The sequence below is a fragment of the Vibrio sp. QJM3NY_26 genome, from assembly GCF_057786005.1.
This window is the reverse complement of sequence record NZ_CM173515.1, coordinates 3,433,596-3,447,650: the sequence shown is the minus strand read 5'-3', so window position 1 is coordinate 3,447,650 and position 14,055 is coordinate 3,433,596. Positions and strand designations below refer to the sequence as shown.

The window sequence follows — 14,055 nt, the reverse complement described above, 5'->3', positions numbered from 1 at the left end:
GGTGCCCCACTCTATTTAAGTTATATGAAATGACCGCTAATTTTACCTGTTGATAAGTCAGATCACCAGCAATTGATCACAGATCCAGTGAATAAGATCCAAGTTATTCACAATAAATAGTGCAAAACTGGATGGATCCACACATCTTGCCCCTACTTTACTCACACAACGATCCACTTATGCCCGGATCCTTGCTAGTTATCCCCAAATCGAGAATACGATCTGGTTATGGTTAATAACATCTGGTTATTTATTCTATTGAGCATTTTCCCAGTAACATCCAACCCTATAAATATAAGGAGTTACCAAATGAATAACTGGATTAAGGCTGCAATTGCGGCTATCGCACTCTCTGCTGCTACTGTTCAAGCCGCGACTGAAGTTAAAGTCGGCATGTCTGGTCGCTACTTCCCATTTACGTTCGTTAAACAAGACCAACTACAAGGTTTTGAAGTGGATTTATGGGATGAGATCGGTAAACGTAATGACTATAGCGTTGAATACGTAACGGCAAACTTCTCTGGTCTGTTTGGTCTTCTTGAAACGGGTCGAATCGATACCATTTCAAACCAAATTACAATAACGGATGCACGTAAAGCGAAATACCTATTCGCAGACCCTTACGTAGTAGACGGTGCACAAATTACCGTTCGTAAAGGTAATGACAGCATTAAAGGTATCGAAGACCTAGATGGTAAGACGGTTGCGGTAAACCTTGGCTCAAACTTTGAGCAACTGCTGCGCAGCTACGACAAAGAAGGCAAAATCAATGTCAAAACCTACGATACCGGTATTGAACATGATGTCGCTCTTGGTCGTGCCGACGCATTCGTAATGGATCGCCTATCAGCACTAGAGCTTATCAAGAAGACTGGTCTACCATTACAGCTAGCAGGACAACCATTCGAGACAATCGAAAATGCTTGGCCTTTCGTAAACAATGACAACGGTCAAAAACTGCAAGCAGAAGTAAACGAAGCATTAGCAGCAATGCGCGCAGATGGTACGCTAGAAAGTATCTCTCAGAAATGGTTTGGTGCGGACATTACTCAGAAGTAACGACTCACTTTCCCATTTAAGGCCCACTGCTTTACACAGCGGTGGGCTTTTTGCTTTTGTGCACTGATTAAAAAGCCTGATATAACAGTATTTCCAAACAATACTTCCAATAAAAATATGAGATAGATTATGGGATTTGACTTTAATTACATGCTAGGTCTGTTGCCAATACTGCTGAAGTATTTAGGCACCACTATGGAGATGGCAATCTGGGGCTTATTTTTCGCCCTAATTCTATCTTTGATACTGGCGAACATTCGTGTATTCAAAATCCCAGTACTCGACCAGCTTAGCCAGCTGTATATTAGCTTCTTCCGAGGCACGCCACTGCTGGTGCAACTGTTTCTTCTATACTATGGCCTACCACAAGTGTTTCCGTGGATGGTTGGACTTGATGCGTTTGGCGCCGCGGTTATCGGCTTAACCTTACACTTTGCTGCTTACATGGCTGAAAGTATTCGTGCCGCGATTATCGGTATCGATCGTAGCCAAATGGAAGCAAGCCTATCAGTCGGTATGACAACCAGCCAAGCCATGCGTCGAGTGATCTTGCCGCAAGCGACACGTGTGGCACTGCCTTCTTTAATGAACTATTTCATCGACATGATTAAGTCGACTTCACTTGCATTCACCCTAGGTGTAGCCGAAATCATGGCTAAAGCTCAGATGGAAGCTTCTTCAAGTTTCCGCTTCTTCGAAGCTTTTTTAGCAGTCGCGCTGATTTACTGGGGCGTGGTGGTTATCCTCACTCGTATTCAAATTTGGGCCGAAGTGAAACTGAATAAGGCGTATGTACGATGATCAAATTACAAAATATCCACAAGCAGTTTGGTGACACCGAAGTATTGAAAGGGATCGACCTCGAAATCAAGCAAGGTGAGATAATTGTCATCATAGGTTCAAGTGGTACGGGTAAGTCTACCCTGCTGCGTTGTGTGAATTTTCTAGAGCAAGCCGATCAAGGTACGATTTCAATTGATGATATCAAGGTTGATACTCAGAAACACACTAAAGCAGAGGTGCTTGCACTGCGCCGTAAGACCGGTTTTGTGTTCCAAAACTATGCACTGTTCGCTCACCAAACGGCAAGGCAGAATATTGCCGAAGGTTTGATTACCGTTCGTGGTTGGAAAAAGCAGCAAGCTCATGAAAAAGCACAACAAATACTCGATGATATTGGCCTAGGAGAAAAAACAGATAGCTATCCAGCAGCGCTCTCTGGTGGCCAGCAGCAGCGTGTTGGTATTGGCCGTGCGATGGCTCTACAACCAGAGCTTTTATTGTTTGATGAGCCTACTTCAGCGCTCGATCCTGAGTGGGTTGGCGAAGTGCTTAACTTAATGAAAAAACTGGCAAATCAGCATCAAACCATGCTGGTGGTTACCCATGAAATGCAGTTCGCTAGAGAGGTCGCAGACCGAGTGATCTTCATGGCTGATGGTCACATTGTCGAACAGGGATCTCCACAGGATATTTTTGGTAATCCACAGGATCCTAAATTAAAGAAATTCTTAAATAAGGTCGGGATCGAATAAGGATCCTTGTGATTTTAGTTATTCTACGTATAATCCCCCGACCGGAATTTTAGTTAACCCAATCATTGACACTTTTTGTGACAGTGATTACAATTCCGCCTCTTTGTTGAGAGGCGTCGGTTTTCCTTTCTTATATAAAGAAGAGAAAAAATGCCCACGCCGGGTTTAACAAAAACCTAAAACTACTGATCAGTAAGGTAATTACAATGAAACGCACTTTTCAACCTACAGTTCTAAAGCGTAAGCGTACTCACGGTTTCCGTGCTCGCATGGCTACTAAGAACGGTCGCGCAACAATCAATGCACGTCGTGCAAAAGGCCGTAAGCGTCTTTCTAAGTAATCTTTGATTATTTTGAATAAGCTAGCCTTCGGTCGGGAGTTACGCTTGTTAACTCCCGAACATTATCAGAATGTCTTCAAGCAAGCTCATCGAGCAGGCTCCCCTCATTTCACCATCATTGCCCGAAATAACTCTCTTTCAAATCCTCGCCTTGGATTAGCTGTTCCGAAAAAGCAGATTAAAACCGCCGTGGGTCGTAACCGATTCAAGCGTCTTACTCGTGAAAGCTTTCGTAACACTCAACACAAACTTCCTAACAAAGATTTTGTTGTAATCGCTAAGAAGAGCGCGCAAGATTTAAGCAATGAAGAAATGTTCAAGCTACTCGACAAATTATGGCTTCGCCTGTCTCGCCCTTCGCGTGGATAGCGCTAATACCCATCTATTTTTATAGATGGTTTATTAGTCCACTCATCGGCCCACGCTGCCGATTTACTCCAACCTGCTCTTTATATGCGATAGAAGCGTTGAAAGCTCACGGTTTTGTAAAAGGGTGTTGGTTATCAGGCAAACGTCTATTAAAATGCCATCCTTTGAACGAAGGGGGCTTTGACCCCGTTCCACCAGTCCAAAAACAAGACAGAGATAAATAACGATGGATTCTCAACGTAATATCCTGTTAATCGCATTGGCTTTGGTTTCTTTCCTACTGTTCCAACAATGGAACGTAGCTCAGAACCCAGCTCCACAAGCGATTGAGCAGGCACAATCTGGCAGCACCCTACCAGCGCCATCTTATGCAGATGACTTAGACCCAGCTCCGGGCCAACAAGTCGCTTCTGCAAAAACTATCACAGTAACAACTGATGTACTGACTCTGTCAATTGATACGGTTGGTGGTGATGTCGTTCAAGCAAACCTAAATGATTACTCTGCTGAGTTTGATTCTGAAGATACATTTGTTCTTCTTAAGAACGAACCTGGTCACCAATTTATCGCGCAAAGCGGTCTAGTTGGCCCTCAAGGTATCGATTTAAGCAGCACTAACCGCCCTAGCTACACAGTTTCAGCAGACAGCTTCACGCTTGCTGATGGTCAGGATGAACTACGCATCCCGATGACTTACCAAGCGAACGGCCTTGATTACACGAAAACATTCGTCCTTAAGCGTGGCAGCTACGCAATGGATGTTGAATACGATGTAGTCAACAACTCTGGTACTAACGCGACATTCGGCATGTACGCTCACCTACGTCAAAACGTTATGGATGACGGCGGTAGCTTAACAATGCCAACTTACCGCGGTGGTGCTTACTCTACGGAAGATACGCGTTACAAAAAATACAGCTTCGACGACATGCAAGATCGCAACCTGTCTCTTAACCTAGCCAATGGTCAAGGTTGGGCAGCGATGATTCAGCACTACTTTGCAAGTGCTTGGATCCCACGCGATGAAGCAGGCAGCAACCTTTACACTCGTGTCATTGGTAACCTTGGCGACATTGGTGTTCGCATGCCGAACAAAACCATCGCTACTGGCGACGAAGCAAGCTTTAAAGCAACGCTTTGGGTTGGTCCTAAACTTCAAGACCAAATGGCTGCTGTAGCACCAAACCTAGACCTAGTAGTTGACTACGGTTGGTTATGGTTCATTGCTAAACCACTTCATACTCTGCTTTCGTTCATTCAAGGCATCGTTGTGAACTGGGGTCTAGCAATCATCTGTCTAACGTTTATCGTTCGTGGTGCGATGTACCCACTAACGAAAGCTCAGTACACGTCTATGGCGAAAATGCGTATGCTTCAGCCTAAGCTGACTGCAATGCGTGAGCGTATTGGCGACGACCGTCAACGTATGAGCCAAGAAATGATGGAGCTGTACAAGAAAGAGAAAGTAAACCCACTTGGTGGCTGTTTACCTATCATCTTACAAATGCCTATCTTCATTTCGCTATACTGGGCACTAATGGAATCTGTTGAACTGCGTCACTCACCGTTCTTCGGTTGGATTACTGACCTTTCAGCACAAGACCCATACTACATCTTGCCACTTCTGATGGGTGCTTCAATGTTCCTAATCCAGAAGATGAGCCCGACAACTGTAACGGATCCAATGCAGCAGAAGATCATGACCTTTATGCCGGTTATGTTTACATTCTTCTTCCTGTTCTTCCCTTCAGGTCTGGTTCTTTACTGGCTAGTATCGAACATCGTAACTCTGATTCAGCAAACGCTTATCTACCGCGCGCTGGAAAAGAAAGGCTTACATTCTAAGTAAGTTCGATAATAGAAAGAGATAAAGAAAGGCGACCAAAAGGTCGCCTTTTTGTTTTTAGCTGATTACAATTCAGCTAATTGATTAATCGTGAACGCCCCTTTTTGGCTCTCACATGCTAGCAGGCACAACTATGACTACAGATACGATTGTTGCTCAAGCGACCGCGCCCGGCCGTGGTGGCGTCGGTATTATCCGCGTTTCCGGCCCATTGGCGACTCAGGTTGCCCTAGAAGTAACAGGAAAAACACTCAAGCCTCGCTACGCTGAGTACCTACCGTTTAAATCTGACGATGGCATCGAACTCGATCAAGGCATCGCGCTTTACTTCCCTAACCCGCACTCGTTTACTGGCGAAGACGTATTAGAGTTGCAAGGCCACGGCGGCCCAGTGGTTATGGATATGCTAATCAAACGCATCCTAGCCATTTCAGGCGTACGTGCAGCGCGTCCAGGTGAGTTTTCAGAACGTGCCTTTTTGAACGATAAGATGGATTTAACTCAAGCCGAAGCGATTGCTGACTTAATTGATGCCAGCTCAGAAGAAGCAGCAAAATCGGCGCTTCAATCGCTACAAGGCGAATTCTCTAAACGCATTAATACGCTTGTAGATTCTCTTATTTACTTAAGAATCTACGTTGAAGCAGCGATCGATTTCCCAGAAGAAGAAATTGATTTTCTTGCTGACGGTAAAGTCAGTACTGACTTACAGGCTATCATCGATAACCTCGAGGCTGTACGTCAAGAAGCGAATCAAGGTGCGATCATGCGTGAAGGCATGAAGGTCGTGATTGCAGGTCGCCCAAATGCCGGTAAATCGAGCCTATTGAATGCGCTGTCTGGCAAAGAATCTGCGATTGTGACCGATATTGCCGGCACTACACGTGATGTATTGCGTGAACATATCCATATTGACGGTATGCCACTGCACATTATCGATACCGCAGGCCTGCGTGATGCCTCTGATGAAGTAGAAAAAATCGGTATTGAACGCGCTTGGGAAGAAATTGCTCAGGCAGACCGAGTTTTATTTATGGTTGATGGCACGACAACAGACGCAACAGACCCGAAAGATATCTGGCCAGATTTCGTTGATCGTCTACCAGACAACATCGGAATGACGGTAATTCGTAATAAAGCGGATCAAACCAGTGAAGAGTTAGGCATTTGTCATGTTAACGATCCAACCCTGATTCGCTTATCAGCAAAAACAGGCCAAGGTGTCGACGCTCTTCGTAGCCATCTCAAGGATTGCATGGGCTTTGCTGGTGGTCATGAAGGTGGCTTTATGGCGCGCCGCCGCCACTTGGATGCACTAGAACGCGCATCGGAGCACCTTGATATTGGGCAACAGCAGCTTGAAGGCTACATGGCCGGAGAGATATTAGCAGAAGAGCTTCGTATCACCCAACAGCACCTCAATGAGATCACAGGCGAGTTCAGTTCCGATGATCTTTTAGGTCGAATCTTCTCTTCATTCTGTATCGGTAAATAACATAAAGGCTGGCTTACGCTGGCCTTTTCTTTTGTAAGGACAGCTTAATGATCCACATTATTACAGGCAGCACCTTAGGTGGCGCTGAATACGTTGGCGATCACCTTAACGATCTTCTAGAGGCTCAAGGGCACGAGATAGAACTTCATAATCAGCCTGAATACAATAATATCCCTCAGCAAGGTACTTGGTTAGTGGTGACATCAACACATGGTGCGGGCGATTTTCCTGATAATATCCAACCGTTGATCAACGCATTGACTCAAGAATCTCCAGATTTAAGTGCTATTCGTTATGCTGTTATCGCACTTGGTGATTCAAGTTACGATACCTTCTGTTCTGCGGGAAAATCAGTCCACAGCCAACTGAAAAAACTCGGTGCACAGCCTATTTCAGACTGCTTTACCATCGATGTATTGGAAACTCCGGTACCTGAGGATGCAGCTGAAGAGTGGTTTAACGATCATAGTGACCAGTTCTAGTCCCTCAATTTCCCCCAAAAGCGGCTTATGCCGCTTTTTTTGTCTCTGAATATCGTGACTGTGAATAACTTTTTTGAAAAAAATTCGAAAATTAAAACAAAAACCTCAATTTTCTCTGTGGATAAGATCATACATATACGGTGATTAACCTATAGTTATCCAAATAACAACTTTCAAGCCAATTCTCCCCTGTGAATAAGTAGCCATTTTGATCCCAGCTAATCCTCATCATGATCAAAGTTAGATCACATACTTTGATCCAAAAAAGATCCATGATCTTGTTGATCATTTTTGACTTATCCACAGACATCCTCGATCCTAATAATAGATATAATAAAAGATCTCTATAAAGATCTTATCTATATTAATTAAAAACAGCTTTATCGAAAAATCCCAAAAACGTTTTCTCAAGCTATGAAAACAGGTAGAATATCGCTCCTTTTTATCAATCTAGAAAACGTTTGAATACCCGAGGTCGGTTCATGCTTTATCACGAAAAATTTGACGTCATCGTTGTTGGTGGTGGCCATGCAGGAACGGAAGCCGCACTCGCATCTGCACGTACTGGTCAAAGTACGTTACTACTCACTCATAATATCGATACGTTGGGACAAATGTCTTGCAACCCTGCTATTGGCGGGATCGGTAAGGGCCACTTGGTAAAAGAGGTCGATGCAATGGGTGGATTAATGGCGCAAGCTATTGATCATGCAGGTATTCAGTTCAGAACGTTAAACGCATCAAAAGGTCCTGCGGTACGTGCAACTCGTGCACAAGCTGACCGCGCGCTTTACAAAGCCTTTGTTCGAAATGTTCTTGAAAACACACCAAACCTAACTCTGTTTCAACAATCGGTTGATGACTTGATCGTTGAACAGGATCAAGTGGTGGGTGTTGTTACACAGATGGGCCTTAAGTTCCGCGCTAACGCAGTGGTACTGACGGTCGGTACATTTCTAGGTGGAAAGATCCATATTGGTATGGAAAGTTCTTCAGGCGGTCGCGCTGGTGATCCACCATCGATCGCACTGGCTGACCGTCTTCGTGATCTTCCATTCCGAGTTGATCGCCTGAAAACGGGTACACCTCCTCGTATCGATGCACGTAGCGTTGATTTTTCAGAGTTAGAGGTTCAGCACGGTGATAACCCAACACCTGTATTCTCGTTCATGGGTAGCCGAGCTCAACAGCCTCGCCAAATTCCATGCTACATCACGCATACCAACGAAAATACGCATGACGTTATTCGCGCCAATCTCGATCGCAGCCCAATGTACGCGGGCGTGATTGAAGGTATTGGCCCGCGCTACTGTCCATCGATTGAAGACAAAGTGATGCGTTTTGCTGACAAGAACAGTCACCAGATTTTCATTGAACCTGAAGGTCTGACGACCCATGAGCTATACCCGAATGGTATCTCGACAAGTCTGCCATTTGATGTTCAGGTAAAAATCGTTCACTCAATGAAAGGTTTTGAAAATGCTCATATCGTCCGCCCAGGCTATGCGATCGAGTATGATTTCTTTGATCCTCGTGACCTTAAGCTGACTTACGAAACTAAGTTTATTAAGGGTCTATTCTTTGCCGGTCAAATCAACGGTACCACTGGCTACGAAGAAGCGGCAGCACAAGGCTTGATGGCTGGCCTGAATGCAAGTTTGTTTACACAAGGCAAAGAGGGCTGGAGCCCGCGTCGTGACCAAGCTTACATGGGCGTTCTTATTGATGATCTATCGACGATGGGTACCAAAGAACCTTACCGTATGTTCACGTCTCGTGCGGAATACCGTTTGTTACTTCGTGAAGATAACGCTGATATCCGCTTGACTGAGAAGTCGCGTGAGCTTGGCTTGGTGGATGATGCTCGTTGGGCTCGATTCAACGAGAAAGTAGAAAACATGGAGAAGGAACGTCAACGTCTAAAAGAAACGTGGATTAATCCAAAATCTGAAGATGTTGATCAACTGAACCAAATTCTTAAAACACCTATGTCTCGTGAAGCAAGCGGTGAAGATCTTCTTCGTCGCCCTGAAATGACTTATTCACAGCTAACGGCATTGGATCGTTTTGGCCCGGCATTGGAAGATCAACAAGCATCCGAGCAAGTTGAGATCCAAGTGAAGTACGATGGTTATATCCAGCGTCAACAAGACGAAATTGAAAAATCACTGCGTCATGAAAATACCAAATTGCCTGCTGATATCGATTACAGCAAGGTGAAAGGACTTTCTAACGAAGTGGTTCTTAAACTAACGACTGCTAAGCCTGACTCAATTGGTATTGCTTCTCGAATTTCAGGTATTACGCCTGCAGCAATCTCAATTCTGTTGGTTTATTTGAAAAAACACGGCCTGCTGAAAAAGGGTGAGGAAGCATAATGAGTGCATTACGCGAAAAACTGGATCACCTGATTGGCCAGACTGAACTTGAAGTATCTGAAAAGCAACGTGGCCAATTGGTTGGCTACGTTGAGTTACTGAACAAGTGGAACAAGGCTTACAACTTAACGTCAGTTCGTGACCCGCAAGAAATGATGGTGAAACATATCTTAGATAGCATCATTGTTAGCACTCACTTACAAGGCAAGCGCTTTATTGATGTAGGTACAGGCCCTGGTCTTCCTGGGATTCCGCTCTCAATCATGAACCCTGACTGCGAGTTTTACTTGCTCGATAGCCTAGGTAAGCGTATTCGTTTTATTAAACAAGTGATTCATGAATTGGGCATCGACAACGTGGTGCCGGTTCAAAGTCGTGTTGAAGAATTTCAACCCGAAGAAAAGTTTGATGCCGTGCTCAGTCGCGCATTTGCGTCAATGACAGACATGGTAGAGTGGTGTCACCATTTACCTAAAGAGCAATCCGGTGTATTTTTGGCTCTTAAGGGACAACATCCTAGAGACGAAATCGACCTGTTACCTGAATGGTGTTCAGTGACAGACATTAAAGCTTTGCAAGTGCCAGAGCTTGATGGAGAGCGTCATCTAGTTACTTTATCGCGTCAGGGATAATCAGCGAGGCCATAGTGGGTAAAATCGTAGCAATTGCCAACCAGAAGGGCGGCGTAGGAAAGACAACAACTTGCATTAATTTGGCAGCATCAATGGCGGCAACAAAACGCAAGATATTGGTTGTTGACCTCGATCCTCAAGGTAATGCCACTATGGCGAGCGGTGTCGATAAGTATCAAGTTGAAGCAACTGCTTACGATTTGCTGGTTGAAGACACCCCATTTGATGAGGTAGTTTGCCGAAGTACATCTGGCAATTATGACCTCATCGCCGCAAACGGTGATGTGACTGCGGCAGAAATCAAGTTAATGGAAGTATTTGCTCGTGAAGTTCGTTTAAAAAACGCACTCGAATCCATTCGCGACAACTATGATTTCATCTTTATTGATTGCCCACCTTCATTAAACCTTCTTACAATCAACGCGATGGCTGCGGCCGATTCCGTATTGGTTCCTATGCAATGTGAATATTTTGCTTTGGAAGGTTTGACTGCGTTGATGGATACCATCAGTAAGCTCGCTGCGGTAGTAAACGAGAATCTGAAGATCGAAGGTCTTCTTCGTACAATGTATGATCCTCGTAACCGCTTATCGAATGAAGTCTCTGATCAACTCAAAAAACACTTCGGTAGCAAAGTTTACCGAACTGTGATCCCTCGAAATGTACGTTTGGCAGAAGCGCCGAGTCATGGCAAGCCAGCAATGTACTACGACAAGTATTCCGCAGGTGCTAAGGCATATCTTGCTCTTGCTGGCGAAATGTTGCGTCGTGAAGAAGTCCCAGTATAGGTCTAACCAAAGGAATTCGCTCAATGTCTAAGCGTGGTTTAGGAAAAGGGTTAGATGCATTGCTTGCAACTAGCTCATTGGCTCGTGAAAAACAACAAGTTGCTTCTCATAGTCAGGCTTTGTCTGCAGAAGGTGAGTTCACAGAGATTGCTATCGGTAGCTTGAAGCCAGGTGTATATCAACCGCGTAAGGATATGGCGCCAGAAGCGCTAGAAGAGCTGGCCGCATCTATTCAATCTCAAGGTATTATCCAACCTATCGTCGTGCGTCCTTTAGCGTATGGTCAATATGAGATTATCGCTGGTGAGCGCCGTTGGAGAGCTGCTCGTCAAGCTGGCTTAAAACAGGTGCCGTGCTTGGTCAAGAAGGTTGAAGACAAAGCTGCGATTGCGATGGCATTGATTGAGAACATTCAGCGAGAAGACTTGAATGTTATCGAAGAAGCACAAGCGCTAGAGCGCTTACAGAACGAATTCGAGCTGACACATCAACAAGTCGCCGAAGTGATCGGTAAATCGAGAGCAACGGTTAGTAACTTATTACGTCTAAATCAGCTAGAAAATGAAGTAAAAGGTTTAGTTTCCAATAAACAACTGGAAATGGGTCATGCTCGAGCATTGCTTGCGCTTGAAGGTGATACCCAGATTGAAGCAGCCAACACTGCGGCAACCAAAAAAATGACCGTGCGTCAAACTGAGCAGCTTGTCAAAAAGTGCTTAAAACCAGACGTTGAACCAGAATCGAAGCCTGAAGACACAGAAGCTATCGAACTTTCACGAAGACTCACGGAAAAATTGCAAGCAAACGTTTCAGTTACTCGTTCTGTTAGCGGTAAGTCAAAAGTGACGATTACTATTGATGAGCCTCACAAATTAGAGCAACTTATTGCTAAACTAGAGTACTAAATGAGATAATTGATTTAGGTCAATTATGTAATAAACAAGTAATTTCGTACAAAAGTTGTCGGTTTGTATGCAAAAATGTAAAAGATTGCTGCATTGTGATTGCAATCAATTTGGCTGAACGTATAATTTTCGCCAATTTCTCAGCACGCTTATAAGCGAGTGGTAAAGTGGGCTTAAAGAGGAACGAATACATGGTAGCGGCGTTAGCAAGACCAGGACGAGTGCTTGCAAAGCAAATGTTATTGATCGAGCTTAGCGCGGTTATATTAGTGGCGATAGGGTTAGGTTTAGCTGTTAATCCTGATTGGGGTTTTGCTGCATTAATCGGTGGCGGTATTTTTGTCATCGCGAATGTAGTTTTTTGTGTGTGTGCTTTCCTATTTTGTGGAGCTCGTGCAACTAAGTTAGTTGCGGCGTCGTTCTATGCTGGCGAAGTGCTCAAAATCTTAATCACAGTTTTACTATTCTCTATTGTCTACATGTATATGCAGGTGGAATTAATTCCCCTCAAACTGACCTATTTACTGGTTCTAGGTATTAATATCTTTGCGCCAGTGCTTTTCATTAACAATAAAAAATAGGATGAGTTATGGCTGCGCCAACAGCATCCGGATACATTGAACACCATTTACAAAACCTTTCTTTAGCTAAGTTTGGTCTTGTAGAGGAAACAAGTTTCTGGAACGTACATATAGACAGTCTGTTTTTTTCTGTGCTGACAGGGGTGTTATTCCTTTGGGTTTTTCGCTCAGTCGCTAAGAAAGCAACAGTAGGTGTACCTGGTAAGCTTCAGTGTTTTGTTGAAATGGTAGTGGAATTCGTTGGCGACAACGTTAAAGAAACTTTCCATGGCCGCAATCCTCTGGTAGCTCCATTAGCACTGACTATATTCTGCTGGATTATCATAATGAACTTGATGGACTTAGTGCCTATCGATTTCTTACCGTATCCTGCAGAGCATTGGCTAGGTATCCCTTACTTGAAAGTGGTTCCTACAGCTGATGTAAATATAACAATGGCAATGGCTTTAGGTGTTTTTGCTCTGATGATCTACTACAGCATCAAAGTAAAAGGCTTAGGCGGATTTGCTAAAGAATTGGCACTGCATCCATTTAATCACCCAATCATGATTCCATTTAACTTGGTACTTGAGGTAATTTCGCTATTAGCGAAGCCACTATCTCTAGGTATGCGTTTATTTGGTAATATGTTTGCGGGTGAGGTGGTGTTTATTCTTATCGCGGCAATGCTACCGTGGTACTTACAATGGGTAGGTGCACTACCTTGGGCTATCTTCCATATCTTGGTTATTTTGATTCAAGCGTTTGTTTTCATGATGTTGACAATCGTTTACCTATCAATGGCCCATGAAGATAGTGATCACTAAAAAAAATTTTAAGCTTTATTCTAACTATTAATGTTAATCGGAGAACGTAAATGGAAACTGTACTAAGTTTTTCAGCAATCGCTGTTGCTATCATTGTTGGTCTTTGTGCCGTAGGTACTGCAATTGGTTTTGCTATTCTTGGTGGTAAATTCCTAGAAGGCGCTGCGCGTCAACCTGAAATGGCTCCAATGCTACAAGTTAAGATGTTCATCATCGCTGGTCTACTGGATGCTGTTCCAATGATCGGTATCGTAATCGCACTACTATTCACGTTTGCTAACCCATTTGTAAGTCAGCTAGCAGGCTAATTAACTCTTAATAGTTAATTAAATTTTTGTAGTTGATTCTTAACGAGGAGTAGCTGTTGTGAATATGAACGCAACTCTGTTAGGTCAAGCAATTGCTTTTTCGCTGTTTGTTTGGTTCTGCATGAAATATGTATGGCCACCAATCATGCAAGCAATTGAAGAACGTCAGAAGAAAATTGCTGACGGTCTTGTAGCCGCTGAACGCGCTGCTAAAGACTTGAACCTGGCACAAGCCAACGCTTCTGAGCAAATGAAGGAAGCGAAGCGCACTGCAACTGAGGTTATTGATCAGGCAAACAAACGTAAAGCTCAAATTATTGATGAAGCTCGCGAAGAGGCTCAGGCAGAACGCCAGAAGATCCTAACGCAAGCTGAAGCTGAAATTGAAGCTGAACGCACACGTGCCCGTGATGACCTGCGCAAACAAGTCGCAACTCTGGCTATAGCTGGTGCTGAGAAAATCCTTGAGCGTACAATCGATAAAGATGTACACAATGATCTTCTTAACAACATTACTGCAAAACTTTAAA

Annotated in this window: 17 protein-coding genes; all 17 read left to right on the top strand. The window is 44.1% G+C overall.

The window, feature by feature from the left end:
- Nucleotides 1–309: 309 nt before the first annotated feature.
- The 17 genes from AC3CH4_RS15500 (at nucleotide 310) to atpF (ending at nucleotide 14,054) form a co-directional block, all read left to right on the top strand.
- Nucleotides 310–1,059: an amino acid ABC transporter substrate-binding protein gene (locus AC3CH4_RS15500; RefSeq protein ID WP_054548324.1), complete on the top strand. Its 750-nt coding sequence runs from the start codon at nucleotides 310–312 to the stop codon at nucleotides 1,057–1,059.
- A gap of 129 nt (nucleotides 1,060–1,188) precedes the next feature.
- Complete coding sequence (locus AC3CH4_RS15495) at nucleotides 1,189–1,860, top strand: amino acid ABC transporter permease (protein ID WP_004735796.1); 672 nt, start codon at nucleotides 1,189–1,191, stop codon at nucleotides 1,858–1,860.
- Nucleotides 1,857–2,594 (top strand): amino acid ABC transporter ATP-binding protein, encoded by a 738-nt coding sequence (locus AC3CH4_RS15490; protein WP_004735798.1) that lies wholly within the window; start codon nucleotides 1,857–1,859, stop codon nucleotides 2,592–2,594. The genes AC3CH4_RS15495 and AC3CH4_RS15490 overlap by 4 nt, the downstream gene beginning before the upstream one ends.
- A gap of 206 nt (nucleotides 2,595–2,800) precedes the next feature.
- On the top strand, nucleotides 2,801–2,935 hold the full coding sequence (gene rpmH / locus AC3CH4_RS15485) for a 50S ribosomal protein L34 (protein WP_004735800.1): 135 nt from the start codon (nucleotides 2,801–2,803) through the stop codon (nucleotides 2,933–2,935).
- 45 nt (nucleotides 2,936–2,980) lie between these two features.
- The gene (gene rnpA / locus AC3CH4_RS15480) at nucleotides 2,981–3,304 is read left to right on the top strand and encodes a ribonuclease P protein component (protein ID WP_017055478.1); all 324 of its coding nucleotides are present in this window, start codon (nucleotides 2,981–2,983) and stop codon (nucleotides 3,302–3,304) included.
- Nucleotides 3,271–3,528: a membrane protein insertion efficiency factor YidD gene (gene yidD / locus AC3CH4_RS15475; RefSeq protein WP_004735802.1), complete on the top strand. Its 258-nt coding sequence runs from the start codon at nucleotides 3,271–3,273 to the stop codon at nucleotides 3,526–3,528. The genes rnpA and yidD overlap by 34 nt, the downstream gene beginning before the upstream one ends.
- A 2-nt stretch (nucleotides 3,529–3,530) precedes the next feature.
- Entirely contained in the window at nucleotides 3,531–5,153 is a 1,623-nt protein-coding gene (yidC, locus tag AC3CH4_RS15470; protein WP_004735803.1) for a membrane protein insertase YidC, read from the top strand.
- A 130-nt stretch (nucleotides 5,154–5,283) separates the two neighbouring features.
- Nucleotides 5,284–6,645: a tRNA uridine-5-carboxymethylaminomethyl(34) synthesis GTPase MnmE gene (gene mnmE, locus AC3CH4_RS15465; RefSeq protein ID WP_004735804.1), complete on the top strand. Its 1,362-nt coding sequence runs from the start codon at nucleotides 5,284–5,286 to the stop codon at nucleotides 6,643–6,645.
- Between the two features lie 47 nt (nucleotides 6,646–6,692).
- Nucleotides 6,693–7,127 (top strand): FMN-binding protein MioC, encoded by a 435-nt coding sequence (gene mioC, locus AC3CH4_RS15460; RefSeq protein WP_114634140.1) that lies wholly within the window; start codon nucleotides 6,693–6,695, stop codon nucleotides 7,125–7,127.
- A gap of 482 nt (nucleotides 7,128–7,609) precedes the next feature.
- Nucleotides 7,610–9,505 carry a tRNA uridine-5-carboxymethylaminomethyl(34) synthesis enzyme MnmG gene (gene mnmG, locus AC3CH4_RS15455; RefSeq protein ID WP_054548321.1) on the top strand — a complete coding sequence of 632 codons (1,896 nt, stop codon included), beginning with the start codon at nucleotides 7,610–7,612 and terminating at the stop codon, nucleotides 9,503–9,505.
- A complete protein-coding gene (rsmG, locus tag AC3CH4_RS15450; RefSeq protein ID WP_017058801.1) occupies nucleotides 9,505–10,137 on the top strand; it encodes a 16S rRNA (guanine(527)-N(7))-methyltransferase RsmG in 633 nt (210 codons plus the stop codon). The genes mnmG and rsmG overlap by 1 nt, the downstream gene beginning before the upstream one ends.
- 14 nt (nucleotides 10,138–10,151) lie before the next feature.
- Complete coding sequence (locus AC3CH4_RS15445; protein ID WP_017077301.1) at nucleotides 10,152–10,925, top strand: ParA family protein; 774 nt, start codon at nucleotides 10,152–10,154, stop codon at nucleotides 10,923–10,925.
- Between the two features lie 23 nt (nucleotides 10,926–10,948).
- The gene (locus AC3CH4_RS15440) at nucleotides 10,949–11,830 is read left to right on the top strand and encodes a ParB/RepB/Spo0J family partition protein (RefSeq protein ID WP_054548320.1); all 882 of its coding nucleotides are present in this window, start codon (nucleotides 10,949–10,951) and stop codon (nucleotides 11,828–11,830) included.
- A 191-nt stretch (nucleotides 11,831–12,021) separates the two neighbouring features.
- The gene (locus AC3CH4_RS15435; protein ID WP_004735732.1) at nucleotides 12,022–12,411 is read left to right on the top strand and encodes a F0F1 ATP synthase subunit I; all 390 of its coding nucleotides are present in this window, start codon (nucleotides 12,022–12,024) and stop codon (nucleotides 12,409–12,411) included.
- 8 nt (nucleotides 12,412–12,419) lie between these two features.
- A complete protein-coding gene (atpB, locus tag AC3CH4_RS15430; protein ID WP_004735733.1) occupies nucleotides 12,420–13,217 on the top strand; it encodes a F0F1 ATP synthase subunit A in 798 nt (265 codons plus the stop codon).
- Between the two features lie 50 nt (nucleotides 13,218–13,267).
- On the top strand, nucleotides 13,268–13,525 hold the full coding sequence (atpE, locus tag AC3CH4_RS15425; protein WP_004735734.1) for a F0F1 ATP synthase subunit C: 258 nt from the start codon (nucleotides 13,268–13,270) through the stop codon (nucleotides 13,523–13,525).
- Between the two features lie 58 nt (nucleotides 13,526–13,583).
- On the top strand, nucleotides 13,584–14,054 hold the full coding sequence (gene atpF, locus AC3CH4_RS15420; RefSeq protein ID WP_017077303.1) for a F0F1 ATP synthase subunit B: 471 nt from the start codon (nucleotides 13,584–13,586) through the stop codon (nucleotides 14,052–14,054).
- Nucleotide 14,055: the final 1 nt, after the last annotated feature.